The sequence below is a fragment of the Halorubrum rutilum genome, assembly GCF_042665015.1.
Lineage (GTDB): Archaea > Halobacteriota > Halobacteria > Halobacteriales > Haloferacaceae > Halorubrum > Halorubrum rutilum.
Genome location: NZ_JBHTBL010000005.1, coordinates 311,450 through 336,348 on the forward strand (window position 1 = coordinate 311,450; position 24,899 = coordinate 336,348).

Here is a 24,899-nt window from a genome sequence, read left to right on the forward strand (position 1 = left end):
GCCGAGCCGGAGGGAGAACCGCTCCGCCGCGCTACTCGTCGAACGGGTTCGTCAGCTCGACCGTCTCCTCGCGGTCGGGGCCGACGCCGACCGCGTAGACGGGCGTGTCGGTCTCGTCGGCGAGGAACTCCAGGTACTCGCGGGCCGCCTCCGGGAGGGCGTCGTAGCCGGCCTTGGCGACCGCGGCGGAGTCGAACTCCGCCCAGGTGTCGAGCGTCTCGTACACCGGCTCGCAGCGCTCCCACCGGTCCGGCGTGGTCGGGACGGTATCCCGCTCCTCGCCGTCCAGCTCGTAGGCGGTGCACACCTTCAGCTCGTCGAGCCCGGCGAGCACGTCGACGTGGTTGACCGCGAGCCCCGTGAAGCCGGAGACCCGCGCGGCGTGGCGCAGCATCGGGAGGTCGAGCCAGCCGATCCGGCGCGGGCGACCCGTCACCGTGCCGAACTCGCCGCCCTTCTGGCGGATGTCGTCGGCGAGCGACTCCTCGTCGGCGTCGCCGTCGAGCTCGGTCGGCATCGGCCCCTCGCCGACCCGCGAGAGGTACGCCTTCACGATGCCGACGACCTCGCCCGCGCCGACGTTCGTGACGCCGAGGCCGGACCCGACCGCGGCGCCGCCGGCGGTCGGGTTCGAGGAGGTGACGAACGGGTAGTTCCCGTGGTCGACGTCGATGTGGGTGCCCTGCGCGCCCTCGAAGAGGATCTCGTCGCCCGCCTCGTGGCGTCGGTGGAGGTAGTCGGAGCAGTTGACGGTCATCTCCTCGTCGGCGAGCCGCTCGCCGATCCCGGCGAACTCCTCGTGGAGCGCGTCGACGTCGAACGCCGCGGCGCGGTCGTCGTCGGCGAGGTCAAGCCCGTACACGTCCTCGACGAGCGCGCGCTTCTGCGGGACGGCGTACGCCAGCTTCTCGCGGAGCACGTCGGGGTCGAGCAGGTCGGCGACCCGGATCCCCCGTCGCCCGGCCTTGTCCTCGTACGTCGGGCCGATGCCGCGGCCGGTCGTGCCGACCTCGTCGCCGGCGTCGTCGTCCGCCTTGATCTCCTCCTCGATCCCGTCCAGCACGCGGTGGTACGGCATGATGACGTGCGCGCGGCGGGCGACCCGCACGTCGGGGTCGAGCCCGCGCTCGCGGAGGTCGTCGATCTCGGTGAACAGCGTGCGCGGGTTGACGACGCAGCCGTTGCCGAGGACGCCGACCGTCCCCCGGACGGCGCCGCTCGGTACCAGCGAGAGCTTGTACTCCGCGCCCCCCTCGACGACGGTGTGGCCGGCGTTGTCGCCGCCCTGATATCGGACTACGACGTCCGCGTCCCCTCCCCACCGGTCGACGAGCGCGCCCTTGCCTTCGTCGCCCAGCTGGGAGCCGACGATGGTGAGTGTCATACGGCCCGGAGGTTCCGGCCGGGGGGTAAAACCGATTACGGTCCGCGGACGCGATCACCCCACGGACGTGTATCACACCGCATCGCGTCAGTCCGAAATATGCCCGTTCGTGCGGTCGAAATCCGTTCGTCCGCACCGTCGACCCTCCGCACGCGCTCGCCCGCGGCGGCGCTTCGGTTCGCTTTCGGTCGGACCATACCGGGGGCCTCACCGGCCGAACCGATCGAACGCGTTAACTACTGGCACGTCGAAGCGTGTGATCGTCCCACCCGGTCCCGCCCGCCGACAGCAACTTTTAAACGGGGGCATGACGAGTTAACATGTGCCATGATAGATCGACTAGAGAAGGAGGTAGACATGCTGGAACGCCACCTCCAAGTCCTGCGGATGGTCATCGAGAACGAGCCGATCGGCATCGTGAAGATGTCGAACGAGACCGGCTACCCCCACCACAAGGTCCGCTACTCGCTGCGCGTGCTCGAAGAGGAGAACCTCATCGAACCGTCCAGCCAGGGCGCGATCACCACCGAGCGGACCCACGAGTTCGTCGACGAACTCGACGAGAAGCTCGACGAGACGGTCGACAAGCTCGGCTCCATGCGGATCGACGACGCCGCAGAACTCGAGAACTGAACGCCCACGTTCGTCCGCACCGCCGGCCGCGAGTCCGCGTTTTGATCTCGAGTCACCGCCCCCAGTCGCGTCGCGCGTTACGGACGGTAGCCCCGGCGCCGCTCGCTCCCCGTCTCTCGTCTCCGTCACTCGTGCCGTCTCGGTCGCCCGTGCCCCGGCGCGAACGCCCCGGGCTACAGGTCGGGAACGGTCATGTGGAAGCCGCCGTCGCGCGCCTCGACCAGACAGAGGTGGTACCCCCGCTTGCGCGAGAGCTTCACGAAGCTCGCGCGCTTCGACCGACTGAACAGCCCGCCGCCGACGGCGTCGCTCGCGGTCTCTAACGCGCCCGGCTCGAAGAAGCTCTCCGTCACGGCGAACGCCGCCGCGAACGAGTCGTTCGACTCGGCGATGTCGCGGCCGTTGCCCACGAGCGACTCCAGGGTCCCCTCCGCGGTCGGGTCCCGGCTGTCGTTGAGGTCGGCGACGAACAGGGGGTTCCCCATCCGGTCGCGCAGGACGAGGTCGAACGTGCGCTGCTCGCGCGTCTCCCCGCCGTTCTCGCGGATCGCGATCGACACCGACCCCCCGATCTCCGCGCGGTCGACCTCGGGGATCGCGTCGTAGAGGTCGCGGAGGACGCCCTGGTTCCCCGTCCCGCTCACCTCGAACGGGAGGTCCTCGACGAGCCAGCGGGTGAACCCGTACTCGATCGTGTCGCGGAGGAACTCCTCGTACGGTCGCCCGTCGACCGCGAGCCCCTCGGTCTCGAAGCTCGTGTGGTGTTCGATCCGGAGGTTCTCGCGGAGGGCGTCGCGGTCCACCGCCCCGTCGTGGGCGTCCTCCAGCGTCGCGCCGCCCTTGGAGTCGTACCTGACGAAGAGGTTCGTCCCGCTCCGCGCCTCTGCGGGCGAGATCGAGCGGTCGCTCTCGGGGAGCCGGTCGCGGGCCGCGGCGAGCTCGTCGCGCAGCCGGTCGCGCTCCTCGCGGAGCGTCGAGAGCTCGGACTCCAGGCGGTCGACCTCGGACGCCAGCTCGTCGCGCTCGGCGGCCAGCTCTTCGCGCTCCCGCTCGGACTCCTCCAGCTCGGCGGCCAGCTCTTCGCGCTCCCGCTCGGACTCCTCCAGCGCGCCCTCCAGCTGTCGGAGCCGCTCCCGCGGCGACCCCTCGCCGCGCGACCCGCCGGAATCGCGCGAGCGCTGCGACACGGCCGACCGGTTCGCGCCGCCCTCGCCGGTCGAACGCGGCTCGGGAGACGACTCGTTCGCGGTGTTCGCGGCCGGCCCGCCGCCGCGGTTCGCCGTCCCGTCCGAGCTGCCGGACCGCCGCGAGCCTCCGGACGTCATCGCGTCGCCGTCGCGGTTCTCCGGCGGGTCGCTCGCTTCCGACGGGTCCAGCGCGGGGATGGACTTCTGCTCGCGCCACTGCTCCTCCTCGGAGAACACGTCGTCGTCGGGGCGGGCCCCGTCTCCCCCGTCGCCGTCGCGGTCCCGACCGGCGGCGTCGGCGGTCCGCGCGTCGCGGTCCCGTCCGTCGGGAGCGTCGACCGACCGCGCGTCGGCGACGTTCGCGGCGCCGTCGGCGGCGCTCGCCGTCGACGCGTCCGCGCCGACGCCGCCCTCGGTCGGTCCCTCGTCCGAACTCCGGGGTCCGCGCCCCTCGTCGCGGTCGCCCGCCGCGTCGATCTCGACGGGCGACGGGCGGTCGTCGTCGGCCGGCTCGTCGGCGCTCCGAGCGTCGGGGTCCCGGTCGCCCTCGGCCGTCCCGCGTCCGACGGCCTCCGGGTCCCGGGTCGTTCCCCCGCCGTTCGACTCGTCGCCCGTCGGGCCGCCGTCGCCGCGGTCGGCGGCCGGGTCCGCGTCGATCGCCTCGCCGTCGGGGTCTTCGTCGCCAGCCACGTCTCCTGTCGATCCGGCGCTCACCGATCCGGCGCTCGCCGGCGGGCCGGCGTCCGCGTCGTCGTCGGCCTCCCCGTCGTCGTCGGCCTCCCCGTCGTCGTCGGCCTCCCCGTCGTCGTCGGCCTCCGGACCGCCGGACGGGATCTCCCGGACGCTCAGGTCGACCTCGTAGACGGTGTAGATACCGACCTCGTCGTCGGCCAGTGAGAACGCCTTCTCGCCGGTCTCGAGCCGTCGGGAGTTGCCGACGTACGCGGCGGCCATCGACTCGCCGGCCGTGTACGTGACGTAGTAGTCGCCCGAGAGCACGTTCTCGGAGAGCTCGACGTAGCCGGTGAACCCGCCCTGCGAGAGCTTCCGGTCCGCCTCCGAGAGCGGGGTGTCGTTCGTGTAGTACTGCGCCCGCGGCTCGCCGCCCCGCTCCTGCATCGCGAACAGGACCGGGAGGACCGGTTCCGGGGCCTCGTACAGCGTCCCCGAGGCCTCCGCGAAGTCGTCGAGGTCGCCGTCGACCGCCCCGACGACGCGGCCCTCGAACACGAACAGCCACGCCGCCCCGTCGGTCACCGCGCCGGAGAACCCGCCGTCGACGAGGCGACCGAGCTCGGCGAACCCGCCAGAGAACTCGCGGGCGTCCCACTCGGCGATCTCCGATCGTCGCTCTGCGTCCATCTTGCTTTATGTCGCCTGCAACGACCCAAATACCTTCCGGACCGTGAGACGGCCGTCTGACGCCGATCGGGCGGGGATCGCCGTCACCGGTCGACGCGCCGGCCGGCGCTTTCGGGCGAGGGGCCCGTCGCGCCGTCGACCGACTACGCGTCCTCGACGGCCGCGATCGCCTCGCGGCCGAGCTCGATCACGTCCGGCTGCAGGTCGCTCGCGGCCAGCTCGGCCGGGGTGTACCAGCGCCACGCCTCCGGGTCGACCTCGTCGTCGGCGCCCGGCGCGATCTCGCGGGAGCCGACGCGGGCGTAGTAGAGGTGATCGACGTGCTGGTGACCCACCGACCCGTCCTCGTGGACGTTGATGTCGTGGAGCATCAGGTGGGCCGGCTCCGGGAGGCCGCGGGTGTTGGGCCCCTCGATCGACGACCGCGTCGCGACCAGCTCCGCCTCCAGGCCGGTCTCCTCGCGGACCTCGCGGAGCGCCGCCTCGTGCGGGAGCTCGTCGCGGTCGACGTGGCCGCCGGGCGGGAGGCGGATCCCGAGCCGGTCGTGCGCGTGGAGCGCGGTCGCGCCGTCGTTGACGACGTACGTCGTCGCGGTGAAGTGACGGGTGGTCTCCATACGCGTCGCTCGGCCCGCGGGTGCTTGTGCGTTCGGAAAGTCGGCGTGCGTCAGGAAAGTCCGGAGCCGAAACGCGGTCGGTCGAGGAACCGGCGGAGCGTCGACGACGTCGGTCCGTCGGTCGGCGCGCGGCGGTCGGCGCGGTGCCGCCGATCAGCTCAGCGCGACGCCGTCCTCGGCCTCCAACAGCTCGTGGTAGCGGTTCCGGATAGTGACCTCGCTGATGTTCGCCACGTCGCTGACCTCGCTCTGGGTCACCTTCTCGTTGACCAGCAGGGAGGCGGCGTACACCGCCGCGGCGGCGAGGCCGACCGGCGACTTGCCGGAGTGGATTCCCTGCGACTTCGCGGTGTCGAGCAGCGACCGGGCGCGGCGCTCGGCCTCGTCGGAGAGGCCGAGGTCCGAGGCGAACCGGGGGACGTAGCTCTCGGGGTCCGCGGGCTGGATCTCCAGCTTGAGCTCGCGGACGACGTAGCGGTACGTCCGGGCGATCTCGTCCTTCTCGACGCGGGAGACGGCCGCGATCTCGTCGAGGCTCCGCGGCGTGCCCGCCTGTCGGGCGGCCGCGTACAGCGAGGCCGTCGAGACGCCCTCGATCGAGCGGCCGGGCAGGAGGTCCTCGTCGAGCGCGCGGCGGTAGATGACCGAGGCGGTCTCGCGGACGTTGTCCGGGAGGCCGAGCGCCGAGGCCATCCGGTCGATCTCGCCGAGCGCCTGTTTCAGGTTCCGCTCCTTGGAGTCGCGGGTGCGGAACCGCTCGTTCCAGGTGCGCAGCCGCTGCATCTTCTCGCGCTGGCGGCTCGACAGGGACTTCCCGTAGGCGTCCTTGTCCTGCCAGCCGATGTTGGTCGAGAGCCCCTTGTCGTGCATCATGTTCGTCGTCGGGGCGCCGACGCGCGACTTGTTGTCCTTCTCCTTGGAGTCGAACGCGCGCCACTCCGGCCCGCGGTCGATCTCGTCCTCCTCGACGACGAGCCCGCAGTCGACACACACAGTCTCGCCGTGCTCGGTGTCGGTCGCGAGCTGGCCGCCGCACTCGGGACATCGCAGTTCCTCGTCCGACGACTCGGTCTCCTCCTCGTCGCCGACGTGCTCCGCCGTGTACGTTCGAACGTTTTCGCTCATTGGTTGGTTCAAATGGAGGGAACGAGGGGACCGAGAGACGCTTCTCGGTTGGTTTCCTCACTAACGGGTAAGGACCGAACGTATTTAAATCCTCGCTTCGATATCGAGAACGAAAACCGACGGCAGAGCGCATCGCACACGGCGTCACGGCGATAGTAGCTGCCGGTTTCTCGTCTATCGCCGTCGCCGATCGAGTCGCGTCGATCCGTCGATCGCTACTATATAGATATTTCGTGATAGACTCCCCGCCGCACCGGCGCCGCGACGCGGGAGCGAGTGGGTGGGGACACCGCGATACCAAAGGTGGGGATACCGCGATACCAAAGACACTTATTACGCCCGCGAGTGAGTTCGACCGATGTCCCCGATACTGCTTCAGGAGGCGCTGGCCGGCGGGATCGCCCTCCTGTTCGGTCTACTGGTACTGCTCGTACAGCTGGGTATCATCGTCTGGATCTACTCGGACGCGAAGCAGCGCAGCGACCAGCCCGCGTTCCTGTGGGCCGTCGTCGCGTTCCTCGCACCGCTGCTCGGGCTCGTGCTGTACTTCATCGTCGGCCGGCGATAACCGCCCGCCCTCTCCTTCGTCGACGCTCGGCCCCGTTAGCGAATGTGCCGCCCGGCGAGCTCCCACAGCCGGTCGGCGATCTCGTCGTCGAGGTCGTCCCGGGTCACGCGCCACTCCCAGTTGCCGTCGACGGTCCCCGGCTCGTTGAACCGCGCCTCGCTGCCGAGCCCGAGCAGGTCCTGCATCGTCGTCATCGCGATCACCGCCTCGGAGGCCCACACCTCGTCGACGATCTCCCACTCGACCGCGCGGTCGCCGTCGGCGCCGACGTTGTACCGGAAGCAGTCGCGCTGGCGCTCGGGGAGGTCCTCGTAGTAGCCGACCCACGTGTCCGTGTCGTGGGTCGACGTGTAGCCGACGACGCCCTCCGGGTAGTGCATCGGCTGGTAGGGGTTCCCCTCCTCGCACCAGTCGGCGTACTGCGGGACGCGCATGCCCGGGAAGCCGAACTCGGCCATCAGCTCGTTCATCCTCGGCTCCTCGAAGCCGAGGTCCTCGGCGATGAACGGGGCCCGCCCCAGCTCGCGCTCCACCGCCTCGAACAGGTCGCGCCCCGGCCCCTCGCGCCACTCGCCGGCGGCCGGGTCGTCGCGGTCGGCCGGGATCGCCCAGTACTTCACGAAGCCGAGGAAGTGGTCGAGCCGCGCCACGTCGGCGAGGTCGAACAGGCGCCGGAACCGGGCGAGCCACCAGTCGTAGCCGCGCTCGGCGAGCCGCTCCCAGTCGTAGACGGGGTTCCCCCAGCGCTGGCCGTCGTCGCCCGGATTCGGCGGGACGCCCGCCACCGCGGTGGGGCGGTTCGCCTCGTCCAGCCGGAACGCTCCGGGGTTCGCCCACACGTCGGCCGAGTCGAGCGCGACGTAGATCGGCACGTCGCCGACGATCGAGACCCCCTCGTCGGCCGCGACCGCCCGGAGCTCGCGCCACTGCCGGTCGAACGTCCACTGGACGAACTCCCGGAAGCGGACCTCGGTCGCGCGTTCGTCGCGCGCCTCCGCGAGCGCCTCGGGGTCGCGCGTCCGGAGCGGGTCGGGCCACTCGACCCACGTCCCCTCCGGCCGGGCCTCCGAGAGCGCCCGGAACAGGGCGTAGTCGGCGAGCCACGGCTCGCGCTCGCGGAAGGCGTCGAGCTCGGCCGCCGCCTCCGCCCCGGCGTCCCCGCCGTCCTCTACGGTCTCGTCGAACCGCTCGAAGGCGGTCCGCAACAGCGGGAGCTTGTACTCCCTGACCGCCGGGTAGTCGACGCGGTCGTCCGGGAAGTCGGGGACCGGTTCGAGGTCGGACTCGTCGAGCCAGCCGTCGGCGACGAGCCCGTCGAGGTCGATCAGGAGGGGGTTGCCGGCGAACGCCGACGGCGACTGGTACGGCGACTCCCCGGCGGCGCTCGTCGTCGGGCCGACCGGGCAGATCTGCCAGAGGTCGACGTCGGCGTCGCCGAGGAAGGAGAGGAACGCTTCGGCGCCGTCGCCGAGGTCGCCGATCCCGTGTCGTCCCGGCAGCGAGGTGACGTGACAGAACACGCCGGCGGAGCGGTCGAATCGCATGCGTCCCCCTGTGACCCCCACCGACTCAAGCGTTGCGTCCGCGGGGACGGGTCACCGGCCGGTCTCCCGGACGACCGCGACCTCGTCGGCGCGGATCCGCTCGGTCCCGTCGCCGTCGACGACGACGCAGGGGTCGCCGGTGACCAGGTCGCGGTCGGCGTGGGCGGCGTCGACGGCGACGCTCGCCGTCTCGGGCGCGAAGTTGAGGACGACGATCAGCGACTCCTCGCCGTCGCTCCGGCGGAACGCCACCACGTCGTCGGGGTGCACGTTCCCGCTGGCGGCGATCGGCCGCTCGTCGAGGTCGCCGCTGGCGACGTGGTACTCCACCCGTTCGAGGTCGCCGTCGGGACCGAGCGCCCTGTGGTCGGCGCGGGTCGCGAGCAGGCGCTCGTAGCGCTCGCGGACCTCGTCGCGGGCGTGGTCCCACGCGATCGCGTCTCGGCGGCCGCGCTGGCCGATCTCCTGGCCGGCGTACACCATCGGCACGCCGGGCAGCGTCACCGTCGCCGCCCCCGCGGCGGCCGCGGCGGCGTCTCCGCACTCGACGCGGTAGCGCGTCTCGTCGTGGTTCTCGATGTACTGGAGGAAGCCGGCGTGGTCGGGGAAGCCGATCTCCGGGCGCCGGTCGATCGCGTCGAGCAGCGACGCGGCCGGCTCGGCGCCGCGCCCGACCTGCCGGAGCTGGAAGTACAGCGTCGCGTCGAAGTGGACGTCGAACATCCCCTCGTGGAAGCCGGGGATGTACGGGATCGTCTCGTCCATCAGCAGGAACTCGCGGTCCTTCGCCTTCACCCGGTCGCGGAGCTCGCGCCAGAACGAGTCGGGCACGGCCCACGCCATGTCGCAGCGGAACCCGTCCACGAGCGGCGCCCACTCGTCGACCACGTCGAGGAGGAAGCGGCGCACGTCGAGGTTCGCGTGGTTCAGGTTCGCGATCAGCTCCCAGTCGAAGTACGTCCCCGGCTCGCCGGACTCCTGCCACTCGTAGCGGTCGCGGTACGGCGACTCGGGATTCCGATAGGCGTCTCGGAACCACTCGTGGTCGCGCGCGGTGTGGTTGGCGACGAAGTCGAACAGCACCCGCATCCCGTGGTCGTGGGCGGTCTCCACCAGCGCCTCGTAGTCGTCGCGGTCGCCGAGGTCCTCGGCGACGTCGAAGAAGTCGACGATGTTGTAGCCGTGCGGCTTCCCGTCGTGTTCGAGCACGGGCGTGAGCCACAGCGTGTCGACGCCGAGGTCGGCGATCTCCGGGATCCGCCCTTCGATCGCCGCGAACGCCTCCCCCTCGTCGGCGTCGGCGAACGTCCGGACGTACACCTCGTAGACGGTCGCGTCAGTCGTCCACTCCGGCGGCTGGTTGAGCCGGACGGTCTCGAAGGCGTGACCGTCGGGGCCCGTCGGCGCCGTCAGCTCCGGCTCGGCGGGTTCGGGACCGTCGTCCCCGGCGAGCTCGCTCCGGTCGGTGCGCTCGACCGCGACCGCGTCGGCGACGCTCACCCGCCGTTCGCGCCCCGGCTCGCGGGCGACGGCGACGCCGTGGACGCGCAGCCGGTCCGGCACGGCCTCGGTCGGGATCCGGAGCGTCCGGCCGTCGTCGGTCGTCCGGAGCGCGTCTCGCGGGTTCCGCCGCCCCTCCCCGACCGCCGCCTCGACGTCGCGGTCGTCCACGACGAAGGTGACGGCCAGCTCGGACGCGTCGAGGGCCGACTCGGGGTTCGGCGTCGGCGTCGCCCGGACGACGACCTCGTCTCGGCCCGCCGCGCTCTCGTCTCGGCCCGCCGTGCCCTCGTCTCGCCCCGCCGCGCCCCCGCCTTCGCCCGCCGCCTCCTCGACGGTCGCGTCCAGCCGGACGCGCGGCCGCCCGACGCCCTCGCGGGCGCGCTCGGCGCCGTAGTCGATCGCGGCCCGGTCGGCGTCGCGGTCGCGGATCGCGGTCCCGCTGCCGCCGGCGACGTCGACGCCCTCGTAGCTCGCCGGGAACGCGCGCACCGTCAGGAGGTGGTCGCCGTCGGGCGCGTCGAGCCCGAGCCGGTACCGTCCGGGGACGTCCGGCGTGAAGTCGGTCACGGACCGCTCGCCCACGGTCGCGTCGCTGTCCGGCGGCGCGTCGGCGACGCGCCACTCGTAGCTCGCCGACGGGTCCGGGTCCCGCGGCGCGAGCTGCGTCGTCTCCCCGGTCGAGAGGAATCGGGGGGGTCCAGGGTGGTGCATGTGGCACCCATTGACGCCTGGGGTCTTCGGTGTTGCTCTTCGGTCGGTCCCCTCGGACCGAGGGGTCGCCTCGTTCGTCAAGGCTTTTACCCCGGAAATCGCAGGGCGACTATGCGACTGCGAACCGCTCTCACGGAGCACGAACGTCGGCGCGGCGAGCGCTATCCGGCGGAGCGTCCCACGACCGCCGGCGCGTTCACGGGCGACGACGGCCGTCTGGTCCACGTCGGGCCCGACGGCGCCGTCCACGACTGTTCGTACGCCCTGTCGGGAGTCGGCGGGGCCGACCGGCTCCGAATGGGGATCACGGCCGGCCGCGGCGTCCGCTGGTTCGACGACCTCGCGACGACGCGCCAGCACTACGACGGCGACACCCCCCTCGTCGAGACCGAGTACGACGCGGGGCGGTACACGATCCACCAGTTCGACCTCGTGGTGAGCGACACGCACCTGACGCACGTCGAGCTGCGCGGCGCGCCGCCGGCCGGCGCCGAGCTCGTCGCCGCCTGCGCCTTCTCGCCGGACATGGTCGAGGGCCGCGTCGGCAACCTGGTCCACCAGGAGGCCGGGCCGGACGACGGGAGCGTCGTCGAGGTGTACCACCGCTCCGAGCACGACTTCCTCACGGCGTCGACCGGGCTCTCGGCGGCGCACGGCCAGCGGCTCCGCACGATCACGGAGCTGCTCGGCGAGGACGAGAACGGCTTCCCGCACCGCGGCGAGATCGATCAGCGCGAGGACTCGCGGCTCACCCCCGACGTCGTCGTCCGCGCCCCCTTCGAGCGCGACGGCCGGACCGAGCGCGTCACCCTGGCGAGCCGGGCGGTCGTCGACCGCCGGGAGACGCGCGAGACGGGCGACGACGCGATGGACGCGCTCTCCGACGGCCCCGACCGCCAGCGCCGGATCGAGGAGCTCTCGCGGATCGCGACCGCCTACCCCGACGCCGACGACCTCCGCGAGGCGGCCGCGGGCCGGGGGCCGACGGTCCCCGAGGACGTCCCGCGGCGGGGCGTGATCGCGAGCGATCTCCGCGCACTCGACCTGCTGACGGCCGAGTCCGGCGCCCGGATCGCCGCCCCCGAGTTCGACCCCTTCTACTCGACGTCCGGCGGCTACGGCTACACCTGGTTCCGCGACGAGGCGGAGACCGCGTCGGCGCTTTTGAGCGCGAGCGAGGAGCTCGGCCTCGACGCCGACGAGGAGCTGCTCGCGACCGCCTCCTTCTTCTGCCGCACGCAGGACGCGGACGGCTCGTGGCCCCACCGCGTCTGGGCCGACTCCGGCAAGGTCGCGCCCGGCTGGGCGAACGCCCGGATCGAGGGCGCGAACGGGACCGCCGGCCCGAACGACCAGCTCGACCAGCCCGCCTCGGTGGTCGCGTTCCTCGCCCGGCTCCGCCGGACGACCGACCTCCCCGCGGAGTGGCGCGAGCGGATCGACGCGACGATCGCGGACGCGGTCGCCTTCCTCCGCGAGACGACCGAGGACGACGGGCTCCCCCGTCGCTGTCAGAACTGCTGGGAGAACGCCCTCGGGCGGTTCACCCACACCGGCGCGGCGTACCTCCGCGCGTTCGCCGCGGTCGCCCGCGCGCCGGTCGACGACGAGACGCGCGTCGCGGCGGCCGCGGCGGCCGACGACGCGCTCGCCGGGCTCGACGAGCGCTGGAACCCGGACACCGGGCGGTTCCCGCAGCGCGCGAGCGCGGAGAGCCGCGACGACCGCGCCGACGCCAGCACGTTCGCGCTCGCCGGCGCCGCCGTCGAGTACGCGGCCCTGCGCGAGGAGCGCGCCCGCGTCGACGGCGCGGTCACCGACGGCTCGGGCGCGGCGGTCGCGACGGCCGACTTCGACGCGTTCCTCGACCGGGTGGCGCGCCACGTCCGGAACTCGATCGAGGCCCTGCGCCGCGAGACGGCCGACGTCGAGGGGCTCGTCAGGTTCACCGGCGACGACTGGCGCACGGCCGAGCAGGGCGCCGCGAAGGTGTGGTCGATCGCGACCCTGTGGGGCGCGACGGCGGCCGCCTCGCTCGGCGGGCTCGTCCGCGAGCGCGACGGCGACGGCGGCGGCGCCGACCGCGACGCCGGCGCCGACCGCGACGCCGGCGCCGACCTGTTCGGGGCGGCCCGCGACCTGTACGCCCTCTGCGGGCCCGACGGCCACTTCGTCAACGACGCCGGGCTGTTCGCCGAGCAGGCGTTCGACGACGGCGACCTCGACAGCGCGACGCCGATCGGCTGGTCCCACGCGCTCCGGATCGAGGCCACGGTGACGCTCGCCCGGCACGGCGCGCTCCCGGTCCCGCACGACCGGCCGACCGGCCCGGACGAGGCCCCGCACTGGACGACGGGCCGGAAGTTCGGCGTCGGCACGCCCGCCGACCACGAGGCGGACGACCCGGTCCCGGTCTGGTTCACGCTGACGGAGGGGGCGCTCACCGAGGCCCGGTTCCCGCGGATCGACGTGATGAACGTCCGGACGTTCGACTTCCTCGTCGCCGACCCGGAGACGGGATACACGATCCGCACCTTCGACGAGACGAGCCACGTGACGGCCACCGAGACCGTCGAGCGCCGGACGGAACCGACGGTCGACGACGCGCTCGCGTACACGCAGACGGTCCGCGAGACCGGCGACGGCCACGGTCACGAGTGGACGCTCACCGTCGAGTACGCGGTCGACACCGACGGCGACGCGGTCCTCGCCGACGTCGACTTCGAGGGGGGCCGCGAGTACGACGTGTACGCCCTCGTCGACACGACGATCACGAACGTCGGCACGAACGACCGCGGCGACCGGGTCGGCGACGGCGACGGCTACCACCTGCTCGCGCGCAACGACGACGCGGCCGACCGGGGCGCGGGCAAGCTCGTCGACGACGACGGCGACTCCTTCGAGGTCGCCCTGGCGCTCGCCGCCGACGACCGGTTCGAGTGGGCCAGCGTCCTCTCGGCCGGCGGCGAGGAGGCGGACGCCCTCTTCGGCGAGGGCGAGCGCGGCGAGGGGGCCGCCGAGGCGACCGGGAACGTCGTGCTCGCCGGGCTCGTCGGGAGCGGGACCGACGTCTCGGACACGGTCGCGCTCGGGTTCGCGGAGAACGCCGACACCGCGGCCGCGCTCGGCGAGGCCCGCGGCGCCATCTCGCGCGGCTTCGCCGACGTCGCCGACGCCTACGTCGGGTCGTGGCGCGACTGGCTCGCCGGCCGCGAGTTCCCCGACTCGGTGACCGGCGATCCGGAGCTCGCGACCCAGTACCGCTTCGCGCTGATGACGCTCGCCGCCGTGGAGGACAAGCGCCACGACGGCGCGGGGATCGCCAGCCCGTCGGTGCCGTGGGGCGAGACGGAGTACGCCGCCGAGGACCGCGGCTACGGCTACAACTTCGTCTGGTCGCGCGACCTCTACCAGGTGTTCACCGCGCTGATCGAGGTCGGCGAGGTCGAGCGCGGCGCGAACGCGCTCGCGTACCTCTACAACACCCAGCAGGACGACGACGGCTTCCTCCCGCAGAACACCTACATCGACGGCCGCACCCGGTGGGGCGGCGAGCAGATGGACAACATCGCGTTCCCGTCGGTGATGGCGTGGCAGCTGTACGAGCACGGCCTGGCGCCGGCGGACGCCGACTACACCTACGATCAGGTCCGGCGCTCGCTCGGCTACATCGCCGAGAACGGCCCCGAGACGGCCCAGGAGCGCTGGGAGGAGGAGGCCGGCTTCTCGCCGTCGAGCATCGCGGCCGAGATCGCCGGGCTCGTCTGCGGCGCCGCGCTCGCGCTCGCCGAGGCCGACCGGATCGAGTCGGGCGACGGCGACGCGACCGCCGAGGAGTCCCCCGACGCGCTCCACGCCGACGCCCTCGCGTGGCTCGGCCTCGCCGACGACTGGGCCGCGCGCGTCGAGGAGTGGTGCGCGACGGCGACGGGGACCGAGCGCCACGCCCAGACGCCGTACTACCTCCGGGTCACCGCCGACGGCGACCCCGAGTCCGGGCGCCCGCGGACGATCGCCAACGACGGCCCGACCTACGACGAGCGCGAGATCGTCGACGGCGGCTTCCTGGAGCTCGTCCGGCTCGGCGTGAAGCCGGCGGACGACGAGACGGTTCTGAACTCCGTCTCCGTCGTCGACGACTCGATCCGGGTCGACACCCCGCACGGCCCCGCGTGGTACCGGTACGTCGGCGACGCCTACGGCGAGATCGCCGCCGGCGACCCGGGCGCGCCGTGGGCCGGCACCGGCGACGGCCGCGGGCGCCTGTGGCCGATCTTCACCGGCGAGCGCGGCGAGTACGAGTTGCGCGCCCGCGCCGACGGCCCAGACGCCTTCGGCGGCACCGACGAGGACGCGCTCGAACCGGACGCCCTCCTGGAGACGATGGCCGGCTTCGGCAACTCCGGCCGGATGCTCCCGGAGCAGGTGTGGGACCGCGAGCACCCGACCGACTACGGCTGGGAGTTCGGCGAGGGCACCGGGGGGGCGACGCCCCTCGCGTGGTCGATGGCCGGCTACATCCGGCTCGCGCACGGCGTCGACGCCGGCGAGCCGGTCGAGACCCCGACCGTCGTCCGAGACCGCTACGTCGAGCGCGACCGGCCCGCGGGCCCCGACCTCACCGCCGCCGTCGAGTACGCGGGCGAGGACCTCGTCGTCGCCGGCGAGACCGACGGCGACGCGGTCGCGGTGTACGCCGCGGACGGCTCCGCGCTGGCGACCCCCGACGACGGCGCGTACGAGGTCCGGCTGGACGCCGACCTCGACGCCGACACGGTGGTCGTCGCGGCGGCGACCGCCGACGGTGACGGTTCGCCGGACGGCGACGACTCCCTCGCCGACTTCGCCGGCGCCGGCACGTCGGTCGAGCGACTCCGGCTGTAGCGGCTCCGCGGGTTCTTTTAACGATCGGCCGGCGTCAGCCGAGCGCGGTCACGTCGACATCGCGAGACGCCTCGTCGACCTCGATCGCGACGGATTCGACGACCGAGTCGCGGACGCGCTCGCGCCACGACTCGACGGCCTCTTCGTGGAGCCGTCGGCGGGTTTCGAGGTCCGCGTCCGGGTGGGCCGCCGCCGTCTCGTCGACCTCGGGGTACGGCGGGACCTCGGCGACGAGCTCGCGGGGATCGACGTGGATCGGGGTCGGGGGGTCGCCGTCGCGCTCGCCGCTCGCGGCCGCATCCTCGCCGGGCGGGTCGGACGCGCCCGCGTCGACCGCGTGGAGCCGGGCGCGCATCCGCCCCGAGAAGGGCGGCGTCACCCGGAGGACGACCTCGCGGTCGCTCCGGAGCGTGGCTTCGAGCGCGCTCGCGACGTCCTCGCGGTGGACCGCGATCGACCGGATCCGGTCGGGACCGCCCTCGCCGCGCTCACTCATCGTCGCCCGTCCACTCCGCGTCCGAGAGGGTGCGCTGGACCGCCTCCTCGCCGACGGCGCCGGCGAGGTGCTCGAAGCCGGCGCGGACGCCGCGGTCGCTCGCGTTCGCGACGAGCCGCGACACGATGAACTCCGGCGTCGACTTGCCGATCGTCCCGAAGCGCGGCTGGTAGTCGACGCGCAGCGCCAAGTCGCTCGTGAGTCCCTCCGCGAAGATCCCGTCGATCCGGGCGGCGTCGGGGAGCGGGCTCAGGTCCTCCGCGAGGTGGGTGACGTACACGCCGAGCGCGCCCCGCTCGACGGTGAGCGTCACGAGCCCGTTCAACAGGTCGGCGGCGCGGCCCGGCTCCGTGATCGCCTCGAACTCGTCGACGAGCATCAGCGTCCGACCGTCCTCGACGAGCGGCGGGACCACCGACTTCAGGGTCGACTCCAGCACGCCGGCGTTGAACGAGGCGTGCCGGCGGTGGAAGACGATCCGGTCGAACGCGCCGACCTCGGCCGCCTCGGCGGGCACCGGGAGCCCCATCGACGCGAGCAGCGCCACCGCGCATATCGTCTCCAACAGGGTCGTCTTCCCGCCCGAGTTCGCGCCCGTGAGCACGCTCACGCGGTCGCCGGTCGGCGGCGCGTCGGCGCTCGCGACGCCCGCGTCGCCCGCGAGCGAGTGGGTCCCGACCGCGTACGACACCGGCTGGACCTCGCCGGCGAGGAAGAGGTTTCGGGCGTTCCGCACCGCGATCCCGTCGTCGACGAGCGTCGGGCGGACGAGGTCGTGGTCGGCCGCGAACCGCGCGAGCGAGAGCAGGAACGCGGCGTCGGAGACCGCGTTGACCGCGCGGGTAACGGCGCTTCCGCGTCCGTTATTCCCGTCGGCCTCGCCGGCCTCGTCCGTCTTCGCCTGCATTCCTCCGATCCGCTCCCGGATGTCGGCGGCGACCGCCGCCTCGCGCTCCGCGACCTCGGCCTCCAGCTCCGCCGCGAGGTCGCGGAGGGTCGCCGAGACGAAGTCGGCGGCGTCGAGCGCGTCGTCCGGCGCGACCGACCGCACCGTCGCCGGGTCGACGCCGGTCTCGCTCGCGACGCGGTCGACGGTCGCGGCCTCCAGCGCCTCGAAGTCGCGGAGCGATCCGTCTCGGACCGCGTCGAGCACGTCGAACGCGGAGTTCGCCAGCTCCTCGGCCGCGTCGCGCCGGTCGCGGAGGCGGTCGAGCTCCGCGTCGGCGCCGCGGGCGATCTCGATCTCGCCGCCGTCGTCGATCGCCGTCGGGTCGATCGAGCCGCGCACGTCGGCGAGGGCGTCGGCGGCGTCCCGGAGGCGCTCGGACTCCAGCTCGCCGACCGCCGCGAACGGACCGTGGTCGAGTCCCGCCTCCCGCAGGGCGAGGGCCGTCTCGACGGCCGCGAGGTCGGAGCCCTCCGCGTCGTCGTACGCGTCGAACGCCTCGACGACGCGCTCGCGGTCGGCCTCGCCGAGCCCCTCCCACGCCTCCCGCGCGGCGACGACGTCGTCCAGTCGCTCCTCGACGGCCTCGCGGTCGGCCAGCGGCGTCAACACCCGGATCCGGTCGGCGGCGTGGGCCGTCAGCGCGTGGCCCGCGGCCAGCGAGAGCAGGTCGTCGTACACCGATCGGGTGTCGCCCGTCGCGAGGACGTCCATCCCGGCCTCGCCGTTGGCCCGACGGAGGATCCGGGTCGCGCGTCCGCGGTGAAGTCCGGCGTCGACGAGCGCCCGGACGTCGGCCGACTCGATCGCCTCGATCGCCCGCGAGGTCCCCAGCGCCGAGACGAGCCGCTCGCTCGTCTTCGGGCCGATCCCCCAGTAGTCCTCGAGTCGCATACGCCGACGTGAGGGCGCGGCGTCTTGGCGTTTTCGTCGGCGGCGGGACGGGCGCCGGGCGCGGAGCGACCGCGGCCCCGGTCGGCCGCCAGCGTCAAATCCCGTCGGTCGCTACCGGCACCCATGGCCACCGAGCTCGCGGACGGCGTGTGGCGGTTCGAGCTGCGCGGCGTCAGCGCCTACCTCGTCGACGACGACGTCCCCGTGCTCGTCGACGCGGGGACGCCGTGGGACGAGGAGCGGGTCCGGGAGGGGCTCGAAGAGGCCGGCGTCGGCGTCGGAGACGTCGGGCGCGTGCTCCTGACGCACTACGACCTCGACCACGTCGGGACGCTCGCGGCGCTGGCGCCGGAGCTCGACGCGACCGTCTACGCCGGCGCGTTCGACGCGGCGATCCTCCGGGGGGAGCGGTCGCCGCCGCTGCGGAACCACAAGGGCGCGTTCCAGCGGCTCGCCGGGCTCTTCGACACCCCGCCCGACCTGGACATCGAGGCGGTCGCCGACGGCGAGCGGCTCGGCTCGTTCACCGCCTACCACACCCCCGGCCACACGCCGGGCCACGTCGCGTACGTGAGCGAGGACCTCGGCGTCGCGCTCCTCGGCGACCTCGTCGCCGCGTCCGACGGCGCGCTCGAACCCTCGGAGTGGTTCGTCAGCTACGACACGGACGCGGTACTGGACAGCGTCCGCGACCTCGCCGCCCGCGCCCCGCCGTTCGAGATCGCCTGCGTCGGCCACGGCGAGCCGCTCGCTTCCGGGGGAGACGAGGCGCTCGGAGCGCTCGCGGCGCGGATTTGAGGGAATCGAACGCGCGGCCCATCCCCGCCGCCCTACCGTGACTGCCGGTAGATCAGGTTCCGCTGGATGTCGTTGGCGCCCTCGTAGATCACCGGGATGCGCACGTCGCGGTAGACGCGGGCGATCCGGCGGTCGGTCAGGATCGAGCGGCCGCCATGGAGCTTCATCCCCTTCTCGGCGCAGTCGGCGGCGACCTCGGTCGACTTCGTCTTCGCGAGGGCCGCCCAGTAGCCGGCGTCCTCGCCGTTCGCGACCTTCTCGCAGGCGCGCCAGTTGAGCGCCCGCGCCGACTCGAAGCCGATCCGCATGTCCGAGAGGGTGTGCTGGACCGCCTGGAACTCGTTGACCGTGCGGCCGAAGGCGTTGCGGTCGTGGACGAACTCCTCGGCCTCCTCGATGGCGGCGGCCGCGAGCCCGAGGCCGTGGCCCCCGACGATCACCCGACCGTGGTTGAAGAAGTCCGCGAGTACGTAGAAGCCCCCGCCCTCGCTGCCGACGACGTTCTCCTCGGGGACGAAGCAGTCGTCGAAGACGATGTGGCCCTGCTTGGAGGCGCGCATGCCCATCTTCTCCGGGATGTGCTCGGCCTCGTACCCGTCCGAGTCGGTCTCGACGATGAACAGCGTGTAGTTGGAGTAGCGGTCGTCGCTCTCGCCGGTCTTGGCGTAGACGGTGAGCCAGTCGGCCTCGACCGCGTTGCCGACCCAGTACTTCTCGCCGGTGAGCTCGTAGCCGCCTTCCACCTTCTCCGCTTTCGTCGTCATCCCCGCGAGGTCGGAGCCGGTCTCGGGCTCCGAGACGGCGAGCCCCGATATCTGGTCGTTTTCGGCGACCGGCCGCAGGTACTCCTCCTTCTGTTCGTCGGTGCCGTACTGCTCGACCATCTCGGCGCCGAAGCTCGCGAGCTGGAGCGTGAGCGCGATGCCGGCGTCGGCGCGGTAGAACTCCTCCGCGACCGCGAGCACCTGCGCGAGGTCGAACCCCCTCCCGCCGTACTCCTCGCCGATGTCCTGCGCGACGAGCCCGGCGTCCATCCCCGCCTCCAGCACCTCCCACGGGTACTCGCCCGAGTCGTAGTACGCCGCCGCGTTCGGCGCGATGTGCTCGTCCGCGAACTCCCGGGCCTCGGCCTTCACGTCGCGCGCGCGCTCCGGCACGACGCCGTCGTCGAGTAGATCCATGCCCGATCCGCGGCCCCCGCGACCAAAACGTTCGTGAAACAACGAGGAATGACGGGAGCGTTTACTCGTCGGCCTCCGTCTCCTCGGTGTTAGCCTCCGTCTCCTCGGTGTTAGCCTCCGTCTCCTCGGTGTCGGTCTCGTCGCCGTCCCCGGCGTCGGCCTCGCCGATTCCGTCTCCGTCCTCGTCGACATCGATGTCGCTCTCTGACCCCTCCCCGGCCGAGTCGTCCGTTTCCTCTCCGGTCGAATCGCCCGCTCCGGTCGGATCGCTCGCGCTCGCGACCGCCTCGGCGTCGGCGATGTCGACGGGCTCGCGATCGGCCGCGTCGCCCTCCCCCTCTCCGCCGTCCTCTCCGCCCCCGTCACCCTCCCGGGCATCGATTTCTCCCTCGATTCCGCCGTCCGGCGGCTCGGCCGGGTCGGCGGGCCTGAACCCGGCCGTCTCCAGCTCGGGCTCCGAGCTCCCGTTCAGGGCGTGCCCCCGCTCCCGGAGCATCTCCCGCGCGGCCGCCCGGTCGACGGTGCCCGAGACGGTCCGGGGGAGCTCGTCGACGACCGCGACCGTCTTGGGGATCTTGAACCCGCTGAGCCGCTCCCGGGCGAAGGAGTCGAGCGCCGCCTCGTCCAGCGGTTCGTCCCCGTCCTCGACCGCGAGCAGCGCGGCGACCCGCTCGCCCCACGTCTCGTCGTCGAGGCCGACGACGGTGACCGCCTCGACCGCGGGGAACCGCCCGAGCACGTCGGCGACCTCGCCGGGCTCGACGTTCTGTCCGCCGGTGATGATCCGGTCGTCGAGCCGGTTGAGCACGTAGAGGTAGCCGTCCTCGTCGATCCGTCCCACGTCGCCGGTGTGGAGCCCGTGCGGACCGAACGCGGAGCGGTCGAGCTCGGCGGCGGACTCGTCCTCGTCGGGGGCCGGCGGACGCTCCAGGTACCCCGGCGTCACCGTCGGGCCGTCCACGACGATCTCGCCCGTCTCGCCGGCTTCGACCGCCGCGCCGTCCTCGTCGACGACCGTCACGTCGGTGCCGAAGAGGGGCCGACCGACGGTGCCGAGCCGGCCCCGCGTCTGTCGGGGCGTCGCGGTCGCGATCTGCGAGGCGGACTCGGTCATGCCGTAGGTCGGGTACACCGGGATCGAGTAGTCGCGGCAGCGCTCCAGCAGCTCGTCCGGCGCCGGCGCGCCGCCGAGCAGGACCACGCGGAGCGTGTCAGAGAGCGTGCCGCGGCTGTCGAGCATCCGCTTGAGCATCGTCGGCACGAGCGAGACGCCGGTCACGTCGTACGCGTCGATGTCGTCGGCGGTGCCGCCGGCGTCGAACCCCTCCCGGAGCACGAGCGTCGTCCCGTAGAGCGCGGAGCGGTAGACGGGCGCGAGCCCGCCCATGTGGTGGAGCGCGAGCGAGACGAGCCAGCGGTCGCCGGGGTCGACCCCGAGCCGGAACGCGGAGGCGACGGCGGAGCTGTACACGTTGCCCGCGGTGAGCGGGACCGGCTTGGGGGTCCCAGTCGTGCCGGAGGTGAAGAGGATGCAGAGGTGGTCGTCGAACTCCCACTCGGGGGGCTCGACCGACGCCGGCTCGACGTCGTGGACGGCGGTGACGGTCGCGTCGGCCGGGTCGTCGACGGAGAACAGGGGCGTGTCGTCGATCCCGTCGACGGCCGCCAGCGCGTCGTCCTCGGTGGGCTCCGCGCAGACGACCGCCGAGAGGTCGGCGCGCTCGATCCGCTCCGAGAGCTCCCTCGGCGTGAGCTCCTGCCCGAGCGGGACGAAGGTCGCCCCGATCCGCATCGCCGCGTGGACCAGTCCGACGGTCCCGACGTACGGCGGGGTGAGCACGCCGAGCCTGTCGCCCGCCTCGACCCCGTGAGCGACGAGGCGGCCGGCCGTCTCCGAGACGAGGCGGTCGAGGTCGGTGTACGTCCACGCCTCGCCGTCCTCCGCGCGGACGAGCGCCTCGTCGTCCGGCGAGGCCGCGACCCGGTGGGCGAGCCAGTCTCGCACGGGCGTCACCTCCCGCGCGGCGGCGTCTCACTCATCGTCGGCGTGTCGGACGGTGAGGACCGGCACGTCCGAGGTCCGGACGACGCGCTCGGTGACGCTGCCGAGGAGGTACCGGTCGAGCCCCTTCCGACCGTGCGTCCCCATCACGACCATGTCGATCGCGTGCTCGTCGACGTAGTCGCGGATCGAGCGGTAGGCGGTCCCGCTGGCGACCGTCGTCTCGCAGTCGACGCCGGCGCGCTCGGCGGCGCCCGCGACGCGTCGCGTGGCCTCCTTCCCCTCGGATTCGAGGGCGTCGACGACGACCTCGGCGCCGGCTTCGAGCGTCGAGTACGCCGCGCCGTCGACGACGTACAGCGCGTGGAGCGTGGCGTCGTACCGCCCGGCGAGATCGATCGCGTGTTCGATCGCGGCGTCCGACGCGGGACTGCCGTCGGTCGGAACGAGGATCTGCGAGTACATTACGTGGCCCGCTACGCTCGGTACGGATTAAAAACCCGATCACGAGCGGTATCGTTCGAAAAACCGCACGACGACGGCGCTATCGGAACCCCATCGCCTCGATCTGCTCCTGGTACCGGTTGCGGATGGTGACCTCGGTGACCTGCGCGACGTCGGCGACCTCGCGCTGGGTCTTCTTCTCGTTACAGAGCAGCGAGGCCGCGTAGATGGCGGCGGCCGCGAAGCCGGTCGGGGACTTCCCGGAGAGGAGCCCCTGCTCGGCCGAGACGTCGATGATCTCCGTCGCCTTCGACTGCACCTCCTCGGAGAGCTCCAGCGACGAGGCGAACCGCGGGACGAACTGCTTCGGATCGACGGGTTTCAGCTCCAGGCCGAGCTCCTGGGAGATGTAGCGGTACGTCCGGCCGATCTCCTTCTGCGGGACCCGCGAGACGTCGGCGACCTCGTCGAGGCTGCGGGGGATCCCCTCCTGGCGGCAGGCGGCGTAGAGCGCGGCGGTGGAGACGCCCTCGATGGAGCGCCCGCGGATCAGGTCCTCGTTGAGCGCGCGTCGGTAGATGACGGAGGCGACCTCCCGTACCGAGCGGGGCACGCCGAGCGCCGAGGCCATCCGGTCGATCTCCGAGAGCGCGAACTGGAGGTTCCGCTCGCCCGCGTCCTTCGTCCGGATCCGCTCCTGCCACTTGCGCAGCCGGTGCATCTGCGACCGCTTCTCCGAGGAGAGCGACCGGCCGTACGCGTCCTTGTCCTTCCAGTCGATCGTCGTCGTCAGCCCCTTGTCGTGCATCGTCTCGGTGATCGGGGCGCCGACCCGCGACTTCGACTGCCGCTCCGAGTGGTTGAACGCCCGCCACTCCGGGCCGCGGTCGATGTTGCGCTCGTCCAACACCAGGCCGCAGTCCTCGCACACGAGCTCTTGGTCGGCGTCCGTGACGATCTCTTCCGAGTCGCACTCCGGGCAGGAGAGCGTCTCCGTCTCGTCCGACTCTCGCTCGGTGTTCCGCTCTTGTTGACGCTGGCGGCTCGGACGTTCCATTATAAGGTTTCTGGTCACTGCCGCATTTAAACCTTTGTCCCGGATCGGCGCAGGGCGCCGCCGCCCACCGTTTCGCCGTAACCGCCGTCGAACCGAACAGCCGGCGTTGAAACGGCCGTCCGCGCTGACGGGTCGCGGTCGATTCCGCGCCCTCGGCCGTCGTCGCCGCCGGGCCTCGGATACGAAACGTGACCGCCGCGGAGGGTCACATTTGCGCCTCGGTCGCCGAGAAATAATTATTACTGAGCATTTACAAAGACTTTTGTATAACTATTACATATTACTCGCCATGAGCACGACGCAGTCCGACGCGATAGAGGGGACGCTTCGCGGCTGTCGCCCCGCCGAGATCGACCCGATCGTCATCGACGCCGACGACCTCGACAGCACCGCGCCCGAGCACCTCCGCGACCTCAAGGCCGAGCTCTCGGCCCGCGGCTACCAGCCGGCGACGCTGTCGGTCGAGGCGTGCTTCGACTGCGAGGACACGCTCGCGACCCAGCGCGAGGCCGACCGGCTCCGCGAGTTCGTCCGCGCCGCGTCGTTCCTCGGCGCCGGCCGGATCGAGGTCCGCGTCGACGAGGTCTCGGACCCGGCGGCCGCGGAGCCGGCGCTGTCGGCGCTGGCCGAGCGCGCCCGCCGCGAGGGCGTCGAACTCGTCCGGGCCGGCGGCGACGCGACGGCGGCCTGACGGATGGCGTCGAAGCGCTCGCTCGCGACGAAGCTCGGCGTCGTCACCGGGTTCGACGAGCCGAGCCTCGCGCTCGAACAGTACCCCACCCCGCCGGACCTGGCCGCGCACGTCGTCCACCTCGCGGACCTCCACGGCGACGTCGACGGCCGCACCGTCTTCGACCTCGGCACCGGAACCGGGATGCTCGCGCTCGCCGCCGCCCTCCGCGGCCCCGCCCGCGTCTTCGGCGTCGAGCTCGACCGCGACGCGCTGACCACCGCGACGGCCAATCAGCGTCGAGTGGCCGCGAGCGCGCCCGTCCACTGGATCCAAGCCGACGCGACGCGGCTCCCGCTCGACGTTCCGGACCCCGTGACGGTCGTGATGAACCCGCCGTTCGGCGCGCGAGACGGGAGTCGGAACGCCGACCGCGGATTCCTGGCGACGGCGAGCCGCGTCGCGGCCGTCTCCTACTCGGTCCACAACGCCGGCAGCGAGGCGTTCGTGGAGGCGTTCGCGGCCGACAACGGCGGCGAGGTGACCCACGCGTTCGCCGCCGACTTCGCGGTCGACGCGCAGTTCGACCACCACACCGAGGAGTCCGAGGAGATCGACGCCGAGGTCTACCGGATCGAGTGGGTGTGACGAAGGGTATCGGGAACACACGGACAGAGATGCGGTGAGCGCTCGGAGAGCGCGAACCGCGAGGCCGGAGAGGCGTGAGGCCGCGGTCTCGTGAGCGACCGACGGGAGCGAGCGGGAGCACGAAAGTCGCAGCCCGCGCGGCGAACGCAGTGAGCGAGCGGGAGCGACGTTCGGCGGTCCTCGCGACTGGGGCATCGGCGGTGTCCTTCGGGGGGCCGCCGGCGGCCGTTCACACACGAATTGCC

Annotated in this window: 18 protein-coding genes; 6 read left to right on the forward strand and 12 right to left on the reverse strand. The window is 72.6% G+C overall.

The genetic code is table 11. The annotated features are described in order from the left end of the window. Window positions 1–31: 31 nt before the first annotated feature. Window positions 32–1,384, reverse strand: coding sequence for an adenylosuccinate synthase (locus ACFQMF_RS07890; protein ID WP_256409586.1), 1,353 nt, complete (start codon window positions 1,382–1,384; stop codon window positions 32–34). Between the two features lie 327 nt (window positions 1,385–1,711). Between ACFQMF_RS07890 and ACFQMF_RS07895 the strand changes: the two genes are divergently transcribed. Then, window positions 1,712–2,017 carry a hypothetical protein gene (locus ACFQMF_RS07895; RefSeq protein WP_004045854.1) on the forward strand — a complete coding sequence of 102 codons (306 nt, stop codon included), beginning with the start codon at window positions 1,712–1,714 and terminating at the stop codon, window positions 2,015–2,017. A gap of 173 nt (window positions 2,018–2,190) precedes the next feature. Here the strand turns inward: ACFQMF_RS07895 and ACFQMF_RS07900 are convergent, their stop codons facing one another. The 3 genes from ACFQMF_RS07900 to ACFQMF_RS07910 form a co-directional block, all read right to left on the reverse strand. Beyond that, window positions 2,191–4,566, reverse strand: a complete 2,376-nt coding sequence (locus tag ACFQMF_RS07900; RefSeq protein WP_256409587.1) for a DUF7527 domain-containing protein — start codon at window positions 4,564–4,566, stop codon at window positions 2,191–2,193. 143 nt (window positions 4,567–4,709) lie between these two features. Further along, complete coding sequence (locus ACFQMF_RS07905; RefSeq protein WP_256409588.1) at window positions 4,710–5,183, reverse strand: NUDIX hydrolase; 474 nt, start codon at window positions 5,181–5,183, stop codon at window positions 4,710–4,712. Window positions 5,184–5,336: 153 nt separating this feature from the next. Next, complete coding sequence (locus ACFQMF_RS07910) at window positions 5,337–6,308, reverse strand: transcription initiation factor IIB (protein WP_256409589.1); 972 nt, start codon at window positions 6,306–6,308, stop codon at window positions 5,337–5,339. Window positions 6,309–6,666: 358 nt separating this feature from the next. Between ACFQMF_RS07910 and ACFQMF_RS07915 the strand changes: the two genes are divergently transcribed. Then, window positions 6,667–6,876: a PLDc N-terminal domain-containing protein gene (locus ACFQMF_RS07915; protein ID WP_092565868.1), complete on the forward strand. Its 210-nt coding sequence runs from the start codon at window positions 6,667–6,669 to the stop codon at window positions 6,874–6,876. Between the two features lie 35 nt (window positions 6,877–6,911). Here the strand turns inward: ACFQMF_RS07915 and malQ are convergent, their stop codons facing one another. Both malQ and malA read right to left on the reverse strand, forming a co-directional pair. Next, window positions 6,912–8,420 carry a 4-alpha-glucanotransferase gene (gene malQ, locus ACFQMF_RS07920; RefSeq protein WP_256409590.1) on the reverse strand — a complete coding sequence of 503 codons (1,509 nt, stop codon included), beginning with the start codon at window positions 8,418–8,420 and terminating at the stop codon, window positions 6,912–6,914. 51 nt (window positions 8,421–8,471) lie between these two features. After that, window positions 8,472–10,634 carry an alpha-amylase MalA gene (malA, locus tag ACFQMF_RS07925; protein ID WP_256409591.1) on the reverse strand — a complete coding sequence of 721 codons (2,163 nt, stop codon included), beginning with the start codon at window positions 10,632–10,634 and terminating at the stop codon, window positions 8,472–8,474. A gap of 111 nt (window positions 10,635–10,745) precedes the next feature. Between malA and ACFQMF_RS07930 the strand changes: the two genes are divergently transcribed. Beyond that, a complete protein-coding gene (locus tag ACFQMF_RS07930; protein WP_256409592.1) occupies window positions 10,746–15,518 on the forward strand; it encodes a DUF7997 domain-containing protein in 4,773 nt (1,590 codons plus the stop codon). A gap of 34 nt (window positions 15,519–15,552) precedes the next feature. Here the strand turns inward: ACFQMF_RS07930 and ACFQMF_RS07935 are convergent, their stop codons facing one another. Together ACFQMF_RS07935 and ACFQMF_RS07940 are read right to left on the reverse strand one after the other, a co-directional pair. Next, window positions 15,553–16,014, reverse strand: a complete 462-nt coding sequence (locus ACFQMF_RS07935) for a DUF8009 family protein (RefSeq protein ID WP_256409593.1) — start codon at window positions 16,012–16,014, stop codon at window positions 15,553–15,555. Further along, window positions 16,007–17,854, reverse strand: coding sequence for a MutS-related protein (locus ACFQMF_RS07940; protein WP_256409594.1), 1,848 nt, complete (start codon window positions 17,852–17,854; stop codon window positions 16,007–16,009). The genes ACFQMF_RS07935 and ACFQMF_RS07940 overlap by 8 nt, the downstream gene beginning before the upstream one ends. Before the next feature lie 123 nt (window positions 17,855–17,977). Between ACFQMF_RS07940 and ACFQMF_RS07945 the strand changes: the two genes are divergently transcribed. Next, a complete protein-coding gene (locus ACFQMF_RS07945; RefSeq protein WP_256409595.1) occupies window positions 17,978–18,652 on the forward strand; it encodes an MBL fold metallo-hydrolase in 675 nt (224 codons plus the stop codon). 32 nt (window positions 18,653–18,684) lie between these two features. On the opposite strand, the gene ACFQMF_RS07950 is transcribed toward ACFQMF_RS07945, so the two are convergent. From ACFQMF_RS07950 to ACFQMF_RS07965, 4 genes are all read right to left on the reverse strand, one after another. Beyond that, window positions 18,685–19,833 carry an acyl-CoA dehydrogenase family protein gene (locus tag ACFQMF_RS07950; protein ID WP_256409596.1) on the reverse strand — a complete coding sequence of 383 codons (1,149 nt, stop codon included), beginning with the start codon at window positions 19,831–19,833 and terminating at the stop codon, window positions 18,685–18,687. A gap of 61 nt (window positions 19,834–19,894) precedes the next feature. After that, window positions 19,895–21,838: an o-succinylbenzoate--CoA ligase gene (gene menE, locus ACFQMF_RS07955; protein ID WP_256409597.1), complete on the reverse strand. Its 1,944-nt coding sequence runs from the start codon at window positions 21,836–21,838 to the stop codon at window positions 19,895–19,897. 27 nt (window positions 21,839–21,865) lie between these two features. After that, a complete protein-coding gene (locus tag ACFQMF_RS07960; protein WP_256409598.1) occupies window positions 21,866–22,300 on the reverse strand; it encodes a universal stress protein in 435 nt (144 codons plus the stop codon). A 79-nt stretch (window positions 22,301–22,379) separates the two neighbouring features. After that, window positions 22,380–23,336, reverse strand: a complete 957-nt coding sequence (locus tag ACFQMF_RS07965) for a transcription initiation factor IIB (protein WP_256409599.1) — start codon at window positions 23,334–23,336, stop codon at window positions 22,380–22,382. Between the two features lie 289 nt (window positions 23,337–23,625). On the opposite strand from ACFQMF_RS07965, the gene ACFQMF_RS07970 reads away from it, so the two are divergent. Together ACFQMF_RS07970 and ACFQMF_RS07975 are read left to right on the forward strand one after the other, a co-directional pair. Beyond that, entirely contained in the window at window positions 23,626–24,027 is a 402-nt protein-coding gene (locus ACFQMF_RS07970; RefSeq protein WP_092563631.1) for a DUF7961 family protein, read from the forward strand. A gap of 3 nt (window positions 24,028–24,030) precedes the next feature. Further along, complete coding sequence (locus ACFQMF_RS07975; RefSeq protein WP_256409600.1) at window positions 24,031–24,654, forward strand: METTL5 family protein; 624 nt, start codon at window positions 24,031–24,033, stop codon at window positions 24,652–24,654. Window positions 24,655–24,899 lie beyond the last annotated feature (245 nt).